Here is a 17379-nt window from a genome sequence, read left to right on the forward strand (position 1 = left end):
TATGGCAAATATGAATATTGAGGGAACACTTGGTTCTATGTTTAAGGGAATGGATGGCTTTATATCATCGAAATCGGTGGTGGGAGAGCCTGTGTATGTCGGTGACACGATCATTATTCCTCTTGTAGATGTCAATTTTGGTATGGCTGCCGGAGCGTTCAATAAGCAGGACGGCAACAAAGCTGCCGGAGGAATCGGAGCAAAGATGAGCCCGTCTGCTGTTCTTGTCGTCTCAGGAGGAAATACGAGACTTGTAAATCTCAAGAACCAGGATGCCGTAACAAAGATCATAGACATGGCCCCAGAGGTCGTAGATAAGATCGTGGGTCTGTTCAAGAAGGACAAGACAGAGGAAGAGAAGAATGTTGACAAGGCGATAAATGATGTCGCACAGTCAGAGGAATCTGTCACAGAATAATAAATATCAGAATATATAATATAAGTAAGATTCAGTGCGTTGGGAAATGCATTATTAAAAAGTCACCACATATAATGATAATAAATCATTATGGTGGTGATTTTTTATCTGGAAAAAATTCACAGGATTTGCGTTTTTTTTCACAGCGGTGGGAGTGGTTATAGGATATTTCATAAGTGGATTTGTGGAATTTCTCATAATCGTTATATTATTGCTGTTATCTTATATATTCTCCTGCAGATAAAAAAATAAGAGTGATGATCCTTGAGGATCATCACTCTTATTTATACCAGAACTGAATCGGTGATATTATGCAAATATTATGCACGCTCGACCTTACCAGATCTTAAGCAAGATGTACAAACATAGATCTTCTTTGGTGTACCATCAACTACAGCCTTAACAGACTTAACATTTGACTTCCACATCTTGTTTGCTCTTCTATGAGAGTGGCTCACTTTGATACCGAAATGAGCACCTTTATCACAAATTGAACATTTTGCCATAATAGCACCTCCTTCAATGAATAAACTAACTTTCTTCCTAAGTTCACAACAAGACATATAATAGCAGATTATTTTTCCATATGCAAGCAAAATATTTATTTTTTATTGGAAATGAAGAAATACTATAGAATAAAATTAGATTTATGCTATAATTGATGAGTAATTGTGTTTATAAGTCGGTAGATATGATGAACACTGGTGACTTTGTTAGAAAGGAGTCGTGTATGAAGGAATATATTAATAGCGATAACGGTAAAGTAAGTATAGATGAGAGTGTTGTTGCACAGGTTGCAGGACTTACAGCCCTTGACTGTTTTGGAATAGTAGGAATGGGAATAGTCAGTGTCAAGGACGGAATTGTAAAGCAGCTCCGCAGAGACAATGTTTCTAAGGGTGTAAATGTACGTTTTGATGAGAATGGTGATATAGTCATTGAGCTGCACATAGTTGTTGCTTATGGCGTTAGTATAAAGGCTGTCACAGACAATCTTATGCAGTCGGTAAAGTACAAGGTAGAGGATTTTACGTCGTTTAAGGTCAGCCATATCAATGTCTATGTTGAAGATGTTAAAGTACTTGATTAGTTTGGAGGATAGAGTAAAGTGAGTAATACGATTGATGCGCTTGCACTGAAGAAAGCATTTATTGCCGGTGCCAATAATCTTGATAAGAACAAGGAATATATCAATGAACTTAATGTGTTCCCTGTGCCTGACGGAGATACAGGAACTAATATGACGCTGACAATCCTGTCTGCAGTGAAGGAGGTTGAGGCGGCACCTGATGATATGAAGTCCATAGCAAAGGCCATGTCCACAGGTTCGCTCAGAGGCGCCAGAGGTAACTCAGGTGTAATTTTGTCACAGCTTTTGAGAGGCTTCAGCAAGAAAGTGCAGGACGCAAGGACCATAGATGTTCACGTTATAGCAGACGCTTTTCAAAAGGCTGTGGAGACTGCATATAAGGCTGTCATGAAGCCTAAGGAGGGAACGATTCTCACAGTTGCCAAGGGCGTGGCGTCCAAGGCAAGGGAGTGTGCTGATGCAGATATGTCCCTTGCACAGTTCTGCGACGAGGTTATTGAATATGGAGATGCCGTTCTTGATTCCACTCCTGAGATGCTTCCGGTTCTGAAGGAAGCCGGCGTGGTCGATTCAGGTGGACAGGGACTCATGGTGGTGCTCAAGGGTGCTGTCGACTGTCTCATGGGCAGAGTTACAGTTGAACTCAGCAAGAACACAGGAACAGTGAATGTGGCAAGAACATCCACAGGCGCAGGCAACGATTCCTTGTCCACAGCGGATATAAAGTTTGGATATTGTACAGAGTTTATTATCAATCTTGAGAAGCCATATGGCGAGGCTGAGGAGGATGATCTGAAGAGCTTCCTCGAGTCTATAGGTGATTCGATAGTATGTGTATCTCTTGATGATATAGTTAAGATACATGTGCATACCAATCATCCTGGTCAGGCATTTGAAAAGGGTCTTACACTTGGATACCTTACTAATATGAAGATAGACAACATGAGGATAGAGCATCATGAGCGTGTTATTGGTCAGGCAGAGCGCGATGAGGCCGAGAAGCAGGAGGAAGAGAGACAGCACAGAAAGCAGGAGCATAAGGAGCCTCGTAAGAAGTATGGATTTATTACGGTATCCATGGGTGATGGTCTCAAGACTCTTTTTGAAGAGCTTGGAGCAGACCGTGTTATAGAAGGCGGACAGACCATGAATCCAAGCACTGAGGATATGCTCAATGCGATCGATGATGTGAATGCCGAGAATATATTTATACTCCCGAACAATAAGAATGTTGTTCTTGCGGCTAATCAGGCGGCAACTCTGTGTGAAGATAAGAATATAATTGTGATTCCAACCGCGAATGCTCCTCAGGGCATAAGCGCCATGATCGCATTCGACAGTACAGTCGATGTGGACGAGAACAGATCTGCCATGAAGTCGGCTGTCAAGAATGTCAAAAGCGGACAGGTAACTTATTCCGTAAGAGATACCTCGATCGATGGAAAGGCCATCAAGGAGGGCGATATCATGGGTATCGGCGATAAGGGGCTTGTCAGTGTTGGAAATGATATAGAGAATGTAACATTTGAACTGATCGCAGATGCGGTCGATGAGGATTCAGAGGTTATAAGCATATATAATGGTGCTGATGTGTCTGAGGAGGATGCGCAGAAGCTTGCTGGCAGAGTGGAGGAGGCATATCCGGACGTTGATGTGCAGTGCTACTATGGCGGACAGCCGATATACTATTATATAGTATCTGTGGAATAACTTTCTGTGTATCTGTGAGATCCGTTGTGAAGAGGTGTATGTATGGAATTGAATGACTCCATAAAGACAATAAAAGGCATAGGTGACAAGACTGCGTCGGCATTTGCCCGGCTTGGGATAGAGACGGTGAACGATCTGCTTCTCAATTACCCCAGGACATATGTCACCTATGAGGATCCGGTGGATATATCAGATCTGCAGGCGGGAAGCAGGCAGTCCGTGAGGGCTGTTGTGAACAGCCGTGCGGAGATCAGAAAAGTACATGGACTGACCATAGTAATATTGTACGCAAAGGATTTCTCTGGGACAATTAAACTTACCTGGTTTAATTGTCCTTTTTTGCGTAATTTCTTTCATATAGGTCAGGAGTTTGTGTTTGTAGGAAATGTGGCTTATAAGGGCGGTATGATGACCATGACGCAGCCGGAATACTACACTGATGATAAATACGGCGAACTTACGCATGTTTGGCAGCCGGTGTACACGGTAACGCCCGGTATAACCTCGAAGACCATACAGAAGGCTGTGAGAGGCGCAGAGGAAGTCATAGACAGGCTTGAGGATTACCTGCATGACAATGTGCTTGATGAGTACCATATTATGGGTATACAAAAGGCTATCCACTCGATTCATTTTCCTCAGGATGAGCAGAAGCTCAAGGGGGCTGTGAAGAGGATGGCATTTGATGAATTTTACAGCTTTATATCAAACCTTCACAGGATAAAAGACGACAATGTGTATGCAGAAAATACATGTATAATAAACTGTGATGAGGAGGTCAGGACGTTTATTGAGAACTTGAGGTTCAAGCTTACCGGGGCACAGATGAATGCGGTGCGTGATATGCTTGACGATATGCGCTCTGAACATGTCATGAACAGGCTGGTTCAGGGGGATGTCGGATCAGGAAAAACCATAGTTGCAGCAGCCGGATTATACGCAGTGGCTGCAAGTGGCTATCAGGGAGTGATCATGGCACCGACTGAGGTTCTGGCGGTTCAGCATTACAAGGAGCTCAGTTCACTGTTTGAGCCATACGGAATATCTGTGGGACTTCTGACGGGTTCCATGACAGCGAAAGAGAAAAGAGAGATGTACAGCCGTATCAAGAATATGGATGTGCAGGTTGTGGTCGGAACACATGCCCTCATACAGGACAAGGTGGAGTATGGAAGACTGGCGCTCGTTGTAACTGATGAGCAGCACAGATTTGGTGTAAAGCAGCGCGAGAGACTTGCGTCAAAGGGAGAAGCTCCGCACACGCTTGTTATGAGTGCCACACCTATTCCGAGAACCCTTGCGATCATCATGTATGGCGATCTTGACATTTCAGTTATAGATGAGCTCCCGGCAGGAAGAATCCCGATCAAGAACTGCGTTGTGGATGAGAGCTACAGGAAGACGGCTCTCGGCTTTATCATGAAGGAGGTCTCACAGGGGCATCAGATATATATAGTCTGCCCGATGGTGGAGGCCAGCGAAGTTCTGGACGATGTTGCAAATGTGACCGAGTATACGGAGGAGCTGAAGAAGTCCATCAGGGATGGATATGGCGCTGACACTTCGGTGGTATGTTTGCACGGTAAGATGAAGGCGGAGGAAAAGAACAGGATACTCCAGGATTTTGCAGATGGTAAGATAAGCATTCTTGTCTCAACTACGGTCATAGAGGTTGGAATAAACAATCCAAATGCCACAGTTATGATGGTGGAGAATGCAGAGCGTTTTGGCCTTGCGCAGCTCCATCAGCTCAGGGGACGTGTAGGAAGAGGAAATCTCCAGTCGTACTGCATTTTCATGAGCGGAAAAAAGGACAAGGATACTATGGAGAGACTGAATGTTCTGGAGAAGTCAAATGACGGCTTCTATATAGCCGGTGAGGATCTCAAGATGAGGGGCCCGGGCGATTTCTTTGGAATAAGACAGAGCGGGGAGCTGATGTTCAAGGTTGGGGATATATACAATCATGCTGACATGCTTAGGGCGGCGCAGGACGTATACGACCGCTATGGACAGGAGATAGATGCGAAACTGATAAATAAAGGGGATGACAGGCTGTACACTATGCCTGTATTATAAATAAAAAAAGGGGGTATACCATGAAAAATAAGAAAACGATAGTTATGGGAATAATTATTGGCATTTTGCTGATAATTATAGCGGTTATGGGATATGTGATCGCTTCGGGAAAGAAAGGTGATTCCGTTAAGAAAGAAACGCTGCAGGAGACTTCTGCAGGCACAGAAGAAGTGAAAAGTGTTGACAATACAGGCGATACAACTGAGTCGTCAGAAAAACAGGATGACCAATCCTTGGATATTGCAGGCGATTTCTATGCTGAGATAGGACATGATACAACGTGGGAGGCAGATGGCAAAAAGTGTGCTACAGAGAGCATCAACATATATAACAACACATCTGCGTCTGCAAAGGATTGGAAGCTTGAGATTACATATAAGGGAACTCCGGCTGTAGATCAGATATGGGGCGGAGAGTACAAGATATCAGGCAAAACAGTGTCAATAAAGGCCGTGGATTACACCCAGGAGATACCGGCTAAGGGCAGTATCAACCTCGGATATAATTTCTCTTCAGATGACATCGTCGTTGAGAAATACGTGCTGTATGTAAATGACACACAGTACAGCGGAGATGGTCTTAAGATGGTAGCTTCAGCGCCTGAGAAGACCGACAGCAATGAAACAAGCGGAGGCGGGAAAAATACAGAATCCGCTGCCACTGAGAAGAAAAACAATACAAATGTTCCGGGAGAGATCCCATTTGAAACACATGGAAAACTTTCGGTAAAAGGAACGGATATAGTGGACATGAATGGAGACAAATATCAGCTTAAGGGTGTCAGCACCCATGGAATCACATGGTTCCCTGATTATGTGAATAAGGAAGCCTTTGAGACTCTGCGGGATGACTGGGGTGCAAATCTTATAAGACTTGCGATGTATACGGATACAGGAGACAGCTACGGATACTGCAGTGGCGGAGATAAGGACGAGATACTTGCTCTTGTCGACAAAGGAGTTAGTGCAGCGACTGAGCTTGGCATGTATGTCATAGTTGACTGGCACATACTAAGCGATAGTGATCCGAATAATCATATAGATGATGCAAAAGAATTCTTTGACAAGGTATCTAAGAAATATGCGGCACAGGAAAATGTCATATATGAGATCTGCAACGAGCCGAATGGTGGAACCCAGTGGAGCAGTGTCAAGTCGTATGCCGAGACCATAATACCGGTCATCAGGGCAAACGACAAAGATGCTCTGATAATCGTGGGAACTCCAAACTGGAGCCAGGATGTCGATATTGCGTCACAGGATCCGATAACCGGTTATGACAACATCATGTACGCAGTGCATTTTTATGCGGCTACCCACAAGGATGACCTGAGAAATAAGGTTAAGACGGCTCTGGACAACGGACTTCCTGTATTTGTGAGTGAGTTCAGCCTGTGCGATGCATCGGGCAATGGAGGTATTGATTACGATTCATCTGACGAGTGGTTCAAGCTTATAAACGAGAATAATCTCAGCTATTCATCATGGAGTCTGTGTAACAAGAATGAGACATCGGCACTTATAAAGTCCGATTCAACAGCCACGGGCAGCTTATCCGATGGAGATCTGTCTGACACCGGAAAATACGTGAGAGACAGAATAATGGGAAAGTAGTGTGAAGATTGGAAGCTTTTCTTGTAATTTGGCAAAAGGCATGGTATAAGAATGTCTGGCAGGAAAAGTTTATGATATACAGTACATATAGATAGGAGAAGAATATGAGGGTTATTGCCGGCAGTGCAAGAAGTCTGAAGCTGGTGACGATTGATTCGATGGACACCAGACCGACAACGGACAGGATAAAAGAAACCTTATTTAATATGCTCTCAAATGATATTCCGGGATGCCGGTTCCTTGACGTGTTCAGCGGAAGCGGAGCTATTGGAATAGAGGCGCTCAGCCGTGGGGCAGCCATGGCGGTATTTGTCGAGAACAGCAGAAAAGCAGTGGAGTGTATCAATAAAAACCTTGCGTTTACGAAGCTTGCCGACAGGGCACAGGTCTTGTCAGCGGATGCAGTTCAGGCAGTGGGGATGCTGGAGAGACAGGGACAAGCATTTGACGTAATATTTATGGATCCGCCATATGGAAAGCTTCTGGAAAAGGCTGTGCTTGAAAGACTTGCAGGTTCACCTCTGATGGATGATGACACAATGGTCATTGTGGAGTCTGATCTTGACACGAATTTTGATTATCTTGATGATCTGGGACTGGAGCTTTATAAGACGAAGAAATATAAGACCAATAAACATACATTTATATATAGGAGACTGGAAGATGAGTAGAGCTATTTATCCGGGAAGTTTTGATCCGGTGACACTTGGCCATTTGGATATAATTAAGAGATCTGCGGAAATGTTTGATGAGCTGATAGTCGGGGTGCTCAATAATACCGCAAAATCTCCATTGTTTTCTTTGGAAGAACGTGTTAATATGTTAAAGAATGTAGTCTCAGATATCCCAAACGTGAAAGTTATGGGTTTTGGAGGACTGCTGGTGGATTTTGCAAGGCAGAACGACGTGAAGGTCATAGTGAGAGGCCTTCGGGCTGTGTCGGATTTTGAGTATGAATTACAGATTGCCCAGAGCAACAGGAAGGTTGCCCCGGATATTGACACGGTTTTTCTTGCGACCAGTATTGAGTATTCGTACCTGAGCTCAAGCGTAGTCAAGGAATATGCGAGCTTTGGTGTGGATGTACATGATTTTATCCCGGAGGAGATCAGGGATACATTGAGAGATCGATATTCGATAGACAGAGATTGACAGACGAAGGAAGAATTTTTGGATAGATTATTAGGAGGAGAAAAACATGGCAAGAAAAGGTATTGAAGAGATGATCAGTGAGATAGAGATATTTATTGACAATTGTAAGTATCAGCCATTGTCATCCAGTAAGATTATTGTGCCAAAGGAAGATCTGGAGCAGATGGTGGGCGAACTCAAGCTCAAGCTGCCTAATGAGATAGAGAGATGTAAGAAGATCATGAGAAACAAGGAGGCTATACTTGCGGATGCAAGAGCCAGAGCTGATTCTATCATCACAGAGTCTGTTGCAGAGGCAAACAGACTGGTTGATCAGAGCCAGATAGTTGAGCTTGCCAACATCAGAGCGAATGAGATAACAGACATGGCGAGAAGCCAGGCTGAGCAGATCATCGCTGAGGCGAATGCGGATGCCAAGGAAGTCAGAGCAGGTTCCATGTACTATTCAAAGGACAAGCTCACAGAGATAAGCCAGTATATAAATGCAACACTTCAGGCAGAGAGAGCGAACTATGAGAACCTCATTAAGTCTCTTGAGGACAATGCGGCAAGAGTTACAGACAATATGGCAGAGCTTGATTCAAGTATAGCTCAGATCAACGGTGTTCCTGAGCAGGTACAGCCAAGTGCTGACGATTCAGCATTTGCTGATGATGACAACACAGATTACAATGTATACGGCAAGACAGAGTATTCATCAGACGACTCTGACGATGAGGATTATGATGACGAGGATTACGATGATGAATATGACGACGAGGATGAGGATGATGAGGAGTTCCTCGACGAGTAATCACGCCAGATGATACAGGATGTATTTACAGACACATCATATAGAAAATGAAACACAGGAAGGCACATACTATTTTCCCTGTTGTGTATTTGATGAAAGACAGCCCGGATATTCTTATCATATCACGGCTTTGGAACAAGGCGGATAGCCCTCCAAAGGCAGTGAGTGAGAGAATGAGGGCTGTCTTTATTTTTGTGGAAATATCCATGCTGTATAATACTGGTACACCGCCGCCTATCTCCAGATATGTGGATATTATGGTGCATGCATCGCCTGAAAAGTAGCTGCACATAAGATTTCCTGCAATAGCAAATATGACCATGTACACACCGATCACAGTTATATTGTGTACCGAGCTGCTTATTATGTCAGAATACGTATTTTCTGGCTTCCCTGAATTGGGGCTCTGGTTGTCTGATGATACCTGGACTGTTGCGGCAGTAAGCAGCTCCGTGGAAGTGCTGGAGCGGTGGGATGACATATATGACAGAGTAAGCGCTATTACAGTATAAATGATCTGTGGAAGATATACAGCCTCGATCAGCCGTGCAAACGATATATATTCCATCAAATGATCCCTGTATATGTAATTGTAAAGAAACATCGGACTTATATTGTTGCACATCGGGAGTAGGCTCTGACATACGTTTTCAGAGATGACCCTCTTTCGGTAAAAGAAAGCTATGATGATCGTGCCTGTGGGAAAACCGCATAGCAGGCCTATTATAAAGATGATCGCATATGCGCAGCATTTTGATACCTGTATCGATCTGAGAAAGCTGGTTATAACACCGGTCAGCAGCATAAAGGGGAGCAGGATAGGTACAATGGATGAGTACCATAGCTGTAACCCCTGGGTGCATCCGGATCTGATGATGTCTGAATTTAAACATGCAAATATTATAATTGAAGCTGTTAGAATTATATAACATACGTTCTTCATATGCCAATTGTATTCATTTTATAGAGCAAATATGATAAATAAGAATATGTCATATAACTATGACAGGTTGTTCAAAATCGGTCTTTATACTGATTTTGTATTTGTTGTATACCATGTTTCTGTATATGTCTGTGGCTTTTATGTCGTATGAGAACATGGACAGACCTGTGGAATCTGTACTTTTGTATATCTCGGCTGAACGGGTTATGATCGGTACCTGCGAAGCCTTTTTCATGCTTTTTATCACGGCACCTGCATCTTTTTTTAGTCCAAGAAGCTTGATGTAGGCTATCCAGCCGTTTTCTTTAAAATGGGAATAGTCATCACATCTCAGGTCTGTGATGGTGTGCAGCAGACCTCTCTGAATGTGCGTGAGAGTATAATTCCTGCATTTAAGTGCTGTTGCGGTCTCAGTAAAGGATAGATTTGTGTCAAGCCTGGAGAGACGGTTGCAGAGATCTCTATCCATGTCAACGATGTCATCCGTGCACGGAGCAAGTATCCTTCGTGCTGACAGGAGATGAGACAGGTCGTCGTCGAACATCGGAAATGACTTTCTGTACGCGTTTTGCAGGATGTTGTAGCAACTGTCAGGAATGTGGCGCCTTAAGCTTTCAACATCACCTGACCGGAGCAGCTCACGTATGGCTGAGGCCGAACAGATGTCGTTGTCGGTGGCAGTGCTGTTGTATTCTGATAAGATCCTTCTGATCGGGACAGGTTTGATCCTGGAGTCTGTCTGTATAAGAGCAGCAATATACTCTATGGCCAGAATGTTGTTCGGGCTTGCCAGGATACGGTCAAGATCAGCGCTGGTATAACCGATAAGGTTCTGGTTCTGCAGATACTCGGAGATGGCGGCTGCTCTGGCTGATCCATATGAGATGCCCGAAGATACGGATTTTTTTATGAATTCCGATACCTGTGGCGGTTCATTGACGGTGAGTTCGGCAATTTTTTGCAGAAGATCCATGTCATCACATTCTGCGCCGAATGAGATATAGTCTATGCCATCAAGAGCGTTCATCATGCAGACTGCGGCATGTGCATAGTCTCTGGCACTTGATGATGCGTATACAAATGGAATCTCGAACACAGCGTCTACACCGCATCTCAAAGCAATCTCGGTTCTTGTGTGCTTATCTGCTATGGCAGGAACGCCTCTCTGAAGAAAATTGCCGCTCATAAAGCATATGACATGTTCGGCACCAGTTAGAAGCTTCGCCTGCTGTATCTGATATTCGTGTCCCTTGTGAAATGGATTGTATTCGCAAACTATGCCTACTGTGCTCATGGCTCCTCCTTGAAATGCGTGTTTTATAATCTGTCACGATTTATAATGCCTTTGTCGGTAAAGTTTATTCTATCTTAATAATTAATGGCTGTAAAGTGTGTTATAATGACGGACATAAAGATGTTAAGTGAAAAATTCAAGATGCGGCATTGTTCTGATGCCGATGATCCCCACATACCAGACAGATATTGATTAATTAAGTGAAGGCAGCCAATTTATGGTTGACAAAGTGGCAATAATCTAATAGTATATTAAAAGATAATCGAACATATGTTTAGGAGGAAAATATAATGGCGAATAATTCCGGTAATGTAAATATTGATGATAAGAGAAAGGCATTGGATGCCGCTATAGCACAGATAGAGAAGCAGTATGGTAAGGGTTCGGTGATGAAGCTTGGCGATTCCAATGCGAATATGAATATAGATGTGATCCCTACAGGATCCCTCAGCCTTGATATAGCACTTGGACTTGGCGGTGTGCCTAGAGGAAGAATCATAGAGGTGTTCGGACCTGAGTCGAGTGGTAAGACGACGGTAGCACTTCACATTGTTGCTGAGATACAGAAGAGAGGCGGAATCGCAGGCTTTATAGATGCCGAGCATGCGCTTGATCCGACATACGCCAAGAACATAGGTGTAGATATAGACAATCTTTACATATCACAGCCTGACTGCGGAGAGCAGGCTCTTGAGATCACAGAGACCATGGTCAGATCGGGAGCGGTTGATGTCGTTATCGTGGACTCTGTTGCTGCACTTGTACCAAAGGCAGAGATAGACGGAGAGATGGGCGATTCGCATATGGGACTTCATGCCAGACTTATGTCACAGGCGCTCAGAAAGCTCACTGCTGTTGTCAGCAAGACCAACTGTGTTGTCATATTTATCAATCAGCTCAGAGAGAAGGTTGGAGTTGTGTTCGGTAACCCTGAGGTTACAACAGGTGGTCGTGCACTTAAGTTCTATGCTTCCGTAAGACTTGACGTAAGAAGAATTGATACGCTCAGACAGGGCGGTGAGATCGTAGGTAACAGAACAAGAGTTAAGATAGTTAAGAACAAGGTGGCTCCTCCATTCAAGGAGGCTGAGTTCGATATCGTGTTCGGCAAGGGTATATCTAAGGTCGGAGATATTCTTGATCTTGCTGTTGCGAACGACATAGTGGATAAGTCCGGTGCATGGTACGCATACAACGGCAATAAGATAGGTCAGGGAAGAGAGAATGCGAAGGCATATCTTGAGAACAATACAGCTATCTGTGATGAGATAGAGCAGAAGGTAAGAGAGGCGGTTGGTGTTGCCGGAGAGTCTGCCGAGAACACTGTAGATGATGGAGCAGATGAGTAGGATCGCAACTGTCACTGATATCAGGAAGATCGATGATAAAAGGTTTTGTCTGTTTGTGGACTATGAGCCTTTTTCATCGGTCTATGCATCGGATATACGAAGATTACATCTTGCCTGTGACGGTGAGATAGAATGGAGTAAACTTGAGGAATTCAGACGGGACTATCTGTTCAAACGTGCCATGAACAAGGCTGTGAACTCCATAAAGTTTTCGGACAAGTGTGAATACGATATCAGGCAGAAGCTTAAGGATCTGTATTACGACGAAGAGATCGTGGATCAGACCATCGACAAACTGAAGTCGTATGGATATATAGATGATTACAGGTATGCATGTGGATATGTACGCAGAAACTCCGCTAAAAAAGGCATTCGTGTCATACGATTTGAATTGCAGGCAAAGCATATAGGCCAGGATATTATCGATCTGGCTGTGGAAGACTCAGACATATCAGATGAAAGCGACAGGATAACATATATTTTACAAAAAAAATACACTGTGGAAGAACTGACTGAAAAGCGTGATAAAGTCTATGCATACATGTACAGCAAGGGTTTTGACAGGCGTAAGGTTTCTGAGTGTATACGAAATATTGTCTCTGATATTACTTGACATAACATCTTAAAAATATTAAACTTAAATAGTTGTATTCTTGTACAATGAAAACTTAATAAGGAGGTGCTCCTGTGAATTCACCAATAGTATGGGGAATAATCGCTGTTGTTGTAGTTGCACTGCTTGTTGCTACATGGTTTATCGCTATTGCATATCGCAAGAACATAGTAGAGACCAAGATAGGAAGAGCAGAGTCACAGGCAAGAGAGATTATTGACGAAGCTCAGAAGACCGCCGAGGCTAAGAAGCGCGAGATACTGCTTGAGGCAAAGGAAGATTCCCTTAAGACACGTAATGACCTTGAAAAGGAAGTAAAGGACAGACGTGGAGAACTTTCACGTATGGAGAAGAGAATTCTTGCACGTGAAGAGAATCTTGATAAGAAGACTGAGGCAGTTGAGAAGAAGGAAGCTAGTTTAGCTAACAAGGAAAGCGCGCTGGACAAGCAGAAGGCTAAGGTTGAAGAGTTACAGGCGAAACGTTTACAGGAACTTGAAAGAATTTCAGGTTTGACCTCTGAACAAGCAAAAGAATACTTATTAAAGACTGTTGAAGATGAAGTAAAGCATGAAACAGCAGTTATGGTCAAGGAATTAGAAACCAGAGCTAAAGAAGAAGCGAACAAGAAGGCGAAGGAGTATGTTGTCAATGCAATACAGAGATGTGCGGTTGATCATATCTCAGAGACAACGATCTCATTAGTTCAGTTACCTAACGACGAGATGAAGGGTAGGATAATTGGTAGAGAGGGTAGAAATATTCGTACCCTTGAAACTCTCACAGGCGTAGATCTTATCATAGACGATACTCCTGAGGCAGTTATCTTATCAAGCTTTGATCCGGTAAGACGTGAGGTAGCAAGAATTGCACTTGAGAAACTCATCGTGGATGGTAGAATTCATCCAGCCAGAATCGAAGAGATGGTTGAGAAAGCGCAGAAGGAAGTTGAAAACATGATGCGCGAGGAAGGTGAAGCTGCTACTCTTGAGGTAGGAATTCACGGAATCCATCCAGAGCTGGTAAGACTTCTTGGAAAGTTGAAATTTAGAACAAGCTACGGACAGAACGCATTGAAGCACTCTGTTGAGGTAGCTCAGTTGTGTGGTTTGTTGGCCGGAGAGATAGGTGTCGATATCAAGGTTGCAAAGCGTGCTGGATTACTCCATGATATAGGTAAATCACTTGATCATGAGATGGAGGGTTCACATGTTCAGATCGGTGCAGATCTTTGTAGAAAGTACAAAGAGTCAGCGCTTGTTGTCAATGCGGTAGAATCACATCACGGTGATGTTGAGCCTGAGTCATTGATAGCACTTCTTGTACAGGCTGCAGATACAATTTCTGCTGCAAGACCGGGAGCAAGAAGAGAGACCTTGGAGACTTATACTACAAGACTTAAGAAGTTAGAGGATATTGCTAATTCTCATAAGGGCGTAGATAAGACATTTGCTATTCAGGCAGGTAGAGAAATTCGTGTAATGGTAGTTCCTGAGCATGTAAGCGATTCTGATATGGTATTGCTGGCTAGAGATATTGCAAAGCAGATCGAAGACGAGCTTGAGTATCCTGGACAGATTAAGGTAAATATTATAAGAGAGTCACGCGTGACAGATTACGCAAAATAAAAATTAGGGTTTGTAGAGATGATCTACAAACCCTTTTTATGATTTGTCATATACAGTTTACAATTCTTATGCATGATAAACTATAAAACGGGAGGTGAGATTAAAAGATGGAAAAATTCAAGAGGATAAAGACGGAAGTGGCATACAGAGCGCATGTGTTTGATGTATATAACGACTATCTTGAACTTCCTGACGGCAGAGATGTTGTATATGATCTGATAAAGCATCACCCGGGAGCGTGCATTCTTCCGGTGAAAGACGATGGATCGCTCATACTGATAAAGCAATACAGGAATTCTATTGATGATATAACCTACGAGGTTCCGGCTGGTTTTATCGATGAGGGAGAGTCTCCTGAAGATGCAGCCAGAAGAGAACTCAGGGAAGAGACAGGGTTTACCGCGAAGGTTGTGGAGTATGTGACTAGAGCAGTTCTGGCTATCGGTACAAGTGATGAACAGACTTACGTGTATATAGGCAGGGAACTTACCAGAGGAATATGTGCATTGGACGAGAATGAATTTATAGAGACCGAGGAGATAGGTCTTGATGATGCACTCAATATGATAAGAGATGGCAGGATAGTGGATTCCAAAACAATAATTGCAATCTACGCATATTGGGGTAAGAAATGCTCCCAAACAAGCAATCACATAATTTGAAACATAGAAAATTCAACTGAAACATTGTCGGAATTAAAAAATGTGAAATATTTTTGAAAAGAATTATGTCAATATCTAGTATACATAATTTGATCGCGCACCGCATTTTGTACTTTTATTAAAAATGCCGTGAAGCCTTGATTTTACTTGTTAAAATAGTGTTTGATTTTATTTACATTTGTATTTATAATATAATTCAGTCTACATAACTAAGGGGATAAATTAGTGGAACAATACATAGACAGATATGTTGATTATTTAAGAAATGTAAAAAAATCCAGTGAGAATACTGTTGCATCATATCGGAGAGATCTGATAAAATTCTACAGGTATTTTGACGAGAAGGGCATAACGAGGATTGATGATATTAATGAAACTTATATCACTTCGTATGTGTTGGGAATGGAGAAACAGGGGATGTCCATGGCTACGGTGTCACGTAACATTGCATCCATAAAGTCATTCTATGCCTATCTCATGAGGGAGAGGATAGTGAATGATGATCCAACGGAGAATATCAAGCCTCCGAAGATCGTGAAGAAGGTTCCTGAGACGCTTACCATAAGTGAGGTGAACAAGCTTCTCGACCAGCCTACCAACAAGACTCCAAAGGAGATCAGGGATAAGGCGATGCTGGAGCTGTTGTATGCTACAGGAATACGTGTTACAGAGCTTGTGACATTGAAACTCACGGATGTCAACATAAAGCTTGGGTTCATTGAGTGCCACGACGGCGACAGGGTGAGGACTGTTCCGGTTGCGGAGGTTGCTCAGAGAGCCCTCAGCAGATATATTACTGAGGTGCGCGATGATATGAGTGGAGGCAGTGATTATCTGTTCTTCAACTGCAAGGGTGCACCTATGACGAGACAGGGATTCTGGAAGATAATAAAGTATTATGCGGCTAAGGCCGGCATAGATAAGGATATAACACCTCATATGATAAGGCATTCATTTGCCTCACATATGTTGGGGAATGGAGCGGATATAAAGTCTGTTCAAGAGATGCTTGGACATGTGGATATTGCGACAACCCAGATATATCTTACAAATAAGCAGAGTAAGCTCAAGGAAGAATATGCAAAGGCATATCCGAGGGCCTAACAAATAACTTATAAACTAAGGAGACAATTAAATCATGGAAAACAATTACTACGTTCCGGCACAGATCATTGAGAATAATCTCAAGGGTGCTGTTGGAAAGGCAAATCTCAAGCTGTACAAGATGATCATGATGGGATTCTTTGCAGGAATGTTCATTGCGATAGGAGCTGAGGGATCAAACCTTGCGGTGCATACGGTGGACAATTTCGGACTTGCGAAGACTCTTGCAGGATGCATATTCCCTGTAGGACTCATGATGTTATCGATTATCGGTGCAGAGCTGTTTACCGGAAACTGTATGATGATAACAGCGGTTATTGATGGTAGGATAAAGCTTGTGCAGATGCTCAAGAACTGGGTTATTGTATATCTCAGCAATATGCTTGGATCAGTTGTGACTGCAGCTCTTATATATGGAAGCGGTCAGTTTGATAATTCAGCAGGCGGCCTTGGCGCTTATACCATCAAGGTGGCTATGGGTAAGACAGGCCTTGATTTTTGCAATGCGTTCATGTCGGGAATAATGTGTAATGTTCTCGTGTGCATCGCGGTTCTCATGTCATCTTCGGCTAAGGATATAATTGGAAAGCTGTTTGCATGCTTCTTCCCGATAATGGTATTCGTCGTGTCAGGTTTTGAGCACTGCGTTGCAAATATGTACTATATACCTGCAGGTCTGATGGCTGCATCAAACAGCAAGTACGTGGACAAGGCATGCGAGCTCTATGGATATACCGCACAGCAGATAAGTGACCAGCTCACAGTGGGACATTTCTTCAGTAAAAATCTCCTCCCTGTAACGCTTGGTAATATCATCGGCGGTGGTCTGATAGTGGGAATTGGACTTTACATCATCAACAAGCCTAAAAAGGTGGAAGAGTAGAATCTGGCGCCAGACTTATAGGCAACAAGGTCAGAATGATGGACTGAA

At 43.2% G+C, this 17379-nt stretch carries 18 protein-coding genes; 15 read left to right on the plus strand and 3 right to left on the minus strand.

The window, feature by feature from the left end; translation table 11 throughout:
• The first annotated feature begins 1 nt into the window (after position 1).
• Positions 2-418 (plus strand): GerW family sporulation protein, encoded by a 417-nt coding sequence (locus OCV54_RS02810; protein WP_015534871.1) that lies wholly within the window; start codon positions 2-4, stop codon positions 416-418.
• Positions 419-738: 320 nt separating this feature from the next.
• On the opposite strand, the gene rpmB is transcribed toward OCV54_RS02810, so the two are convergent.
• Positions 739-924, minus strand: coding sequence for a 50S ribosomal protein L28 (gene rpmB, locus OCV54_RS02815; RefSeq protein WP_015534872.1), 186 nt, complete (start codon positions 922-924; stop codon positions 739-741).
• Positions 925-1148: 224 nt separating this feature from the next.
• Here rpmB and OCV54_RS02820 point away from each other — a divergent pair, with 224 nt between their 5' ends.
• From OCV54_RS02820 to OCV54_RS02850, 7 genes are all read left to right on the plus strand, one after another.
• The gene (locus tag OCV54_RS02820; RefSeq protein WP_015534873.1) at positions 1149-1508 is read left to right on the plus strand and encodes an Asp23/Gls24 family envelope stress response protein; all 360 of its coding nucleotides are present in this window, start codon (positions 1149-1151) and stop codon (positions 1506-1508) included.
• Positions 1509-1526: 18 nt separating this feature from the next.
• The gene (locus OCV54_RS02825) at positions 1527-3218 is read left to right on the plus strand and encodes a DAK2 domain-containing protein (protein ID WP_055222561.1); all 1692 of its coding nucleotides are present in this window, start codon (positions 1527-1529) and stop codon (positions 3216-3218) included.
• 42 nt (positions 3219-3260) lie between these two features.
• Positions 3261-5297 (plus strand): ATP-dependent DNA helicase RecG, encoded by a 2037-nt coding sequence (gene recG, locus OCV54_RS02830; RefSeq protein ID WP_055222563.1) that lies wholly within the window; start codon positions 3261-3263, stop codon positions 5295-5297.
• A gap of 20 nt (positions 5298-5317) precedes the next feature.
• A complete protein-coding gene (locus tag OCV54_RS02835; protein ID WP_055222565.1) occupies positions 5318-6910 on the plus strand; it encodes a cellulase family glycosylhydrolase in 1593 nt (530 codons plus the stop codon).
• 104 nt (positions 6911-7014) lie between these two features.
• The gene (rsmD, locus tag OCV54_RS02840; protein ID WP_055144569.1) at positions 7015-7581 is read left to right on the plus strand and encodes a 16S rRNA (guanine(966)-N(2))-methyltransferase RsmD; all 567 of its coding nucleotides are present in this window, start codon (positions 7015-7017) and stop codon (positions 7579-7581) included.
• A complete protein-coding gene (gene coaD, locus OCV54_RS02845) occupies positions 7574-8062 on the plus strand; it encodes a pantetheine-phosphate adenylyltransferase (RefSeq protein WP_022216541.1) in 489 nt (162 codons plus the stop codon). The genes rsmD and coaD overlap by 8 nt, the downstream gene beginning before the upstream one ends.
• A 46-nt stretch (positions 8063-8108) precedes the next feature.
• Entirely contained in the window at positions 8109-8855 is a 747-nt protein-coding gene (locus OCV54_RS02850) for a V-type ATP synthase subunit E family protein (protein WP_022216540.1), read from the plus strand.
• A gap of 25 nt (positions 8856-8880) precedes the next feature.
• Here OCV54_RS02850 and OCV54_RS02855 read toward each other — a convergent pair whose 3' ends face one another.
• Positions 8881-9423: a hypothetical protein gene (locus OCV54_RS02855; protein WP_156327894.1), complete on the minus strand. Its 543-nt coding sequence runs from the start codon at positions 9421-9423 to the stop codon at positions 8881-8883.
• 115 nt (positions 9424-9538) lie between these two features.
• On the opposite strand from OCV54_RS02855, the gene OCV54_RS02860 reads away from it, so the two are divergent.
• Positions 9539-9784 (plus strand): hypothetical protein, encoded by a 246-nt coding sequence (locus OCV54_RS02860; RefSeq protein ID WP_133302885.1) that lies wholly within the window; start codon positions 9539-9541, stop codon positions 9782-9784.
• Between the two features lie 63 nt (positions 9785-9847).
• Here the strand turns inward: OCV54_RS02860 and OCV54_RS02865 are convergent, their stop codons facing one another.
• On the minus strand, positions 9848-11092 hold the full coding sequence (locus OCV54_RS02865) for a tRNA(Met) cytidine acetate ligase (RefSeq protein WP_055222569.1): 1245 nt from the start codon (positions 11090-11092) through the stop codon (positions 9848-9850).
• 290 nt (positions 11093-11382) lie between these two features.
• Between OCV54_RS02865 and recA the strand changes: the two genes are divergently transcribed.
• From recA to OCV54_RS02895, 6 genes are all read left to right on the plus strand, one after another.
• The gene (gene recA / locus OCV54_RS02870; RefSeq protein WP_022216537.1) at positions 11383-12441 is read left to right on the plus strand and encodes a recombinase RecA; all 1059 of its coding nucleotides are present in this window, start codon (positions 11383-11385) and stop codon (positions 12439-12441) included.
• Positions 12434-13054, plus strand: coding sequence for a regulatory protein RecX (locus OCV54_RS02875; RefSeq protein WP_055222849.1), 621 nt, complete (start codon positions 12434-12436; stop codon positions 13052-13054). The genes recA and OCV54_RS02875 overlap by 8 nt, the downstream gene beginning before the upstream one ends.
• 74 nt (positions 13055-13128) lie before the next feature.
• Positions 13129-14682: a ribonuclease Y gene (rny, locus tag OCV54_RS02880; protein WP_022216535.1), complete on the plus strand. Its 1554-nt coding sequence runs from the start codon at positions 13129-13131 to the stop codon at positions 14680-14682.
• A 107-nt stretch (positions 14683-14789) separates the two neighbouring features.
• On the plus strand, positions 14790-15344 hold the full coding sequence (locus tag OCV54_RS02885; RefSeq protein ID WP_055222571.1) for an NUDIX hydrolase: 555 nt from the start codon (positions 14790-14792) through the stop codon (positions 15342-15344).
• Positions 15345-15569: 225 nt separating this feature from the next.
• On the plus strand, positions 15570-16448 hold the full coding sequence (gene xerD / locus OCV54_RS02890) for a site-specific tyrosine recombinase XerD (protein WP_055222573.1): 879 nt from the start codon (positions 15570-15572) through the stop codon (positions 16446-16448).
• A 34-nt stretch (positions 16449-16482) separates the two neighbouring features.
• Entirely contained in the window at positions 16483-17331 is an 849-nt protein-coding gene (locus tag OCV54_RS02895; RefSeq protein ID WP_055222574.1) for a formate/nitrite transporter family protein, read from the plus strand.
• Positions 17332-17379: the final 48 nt, after the last annotated feature.

It is taken from the genome of Coprococcus aceti (assembly GCF_025567285.1).
Taxonomy (GTDB): Bacteria; Bacillota; Clostridia; order Lachnospirales; family Lachnospiraceae; genus Coprococcus; species Coprococcus aceti.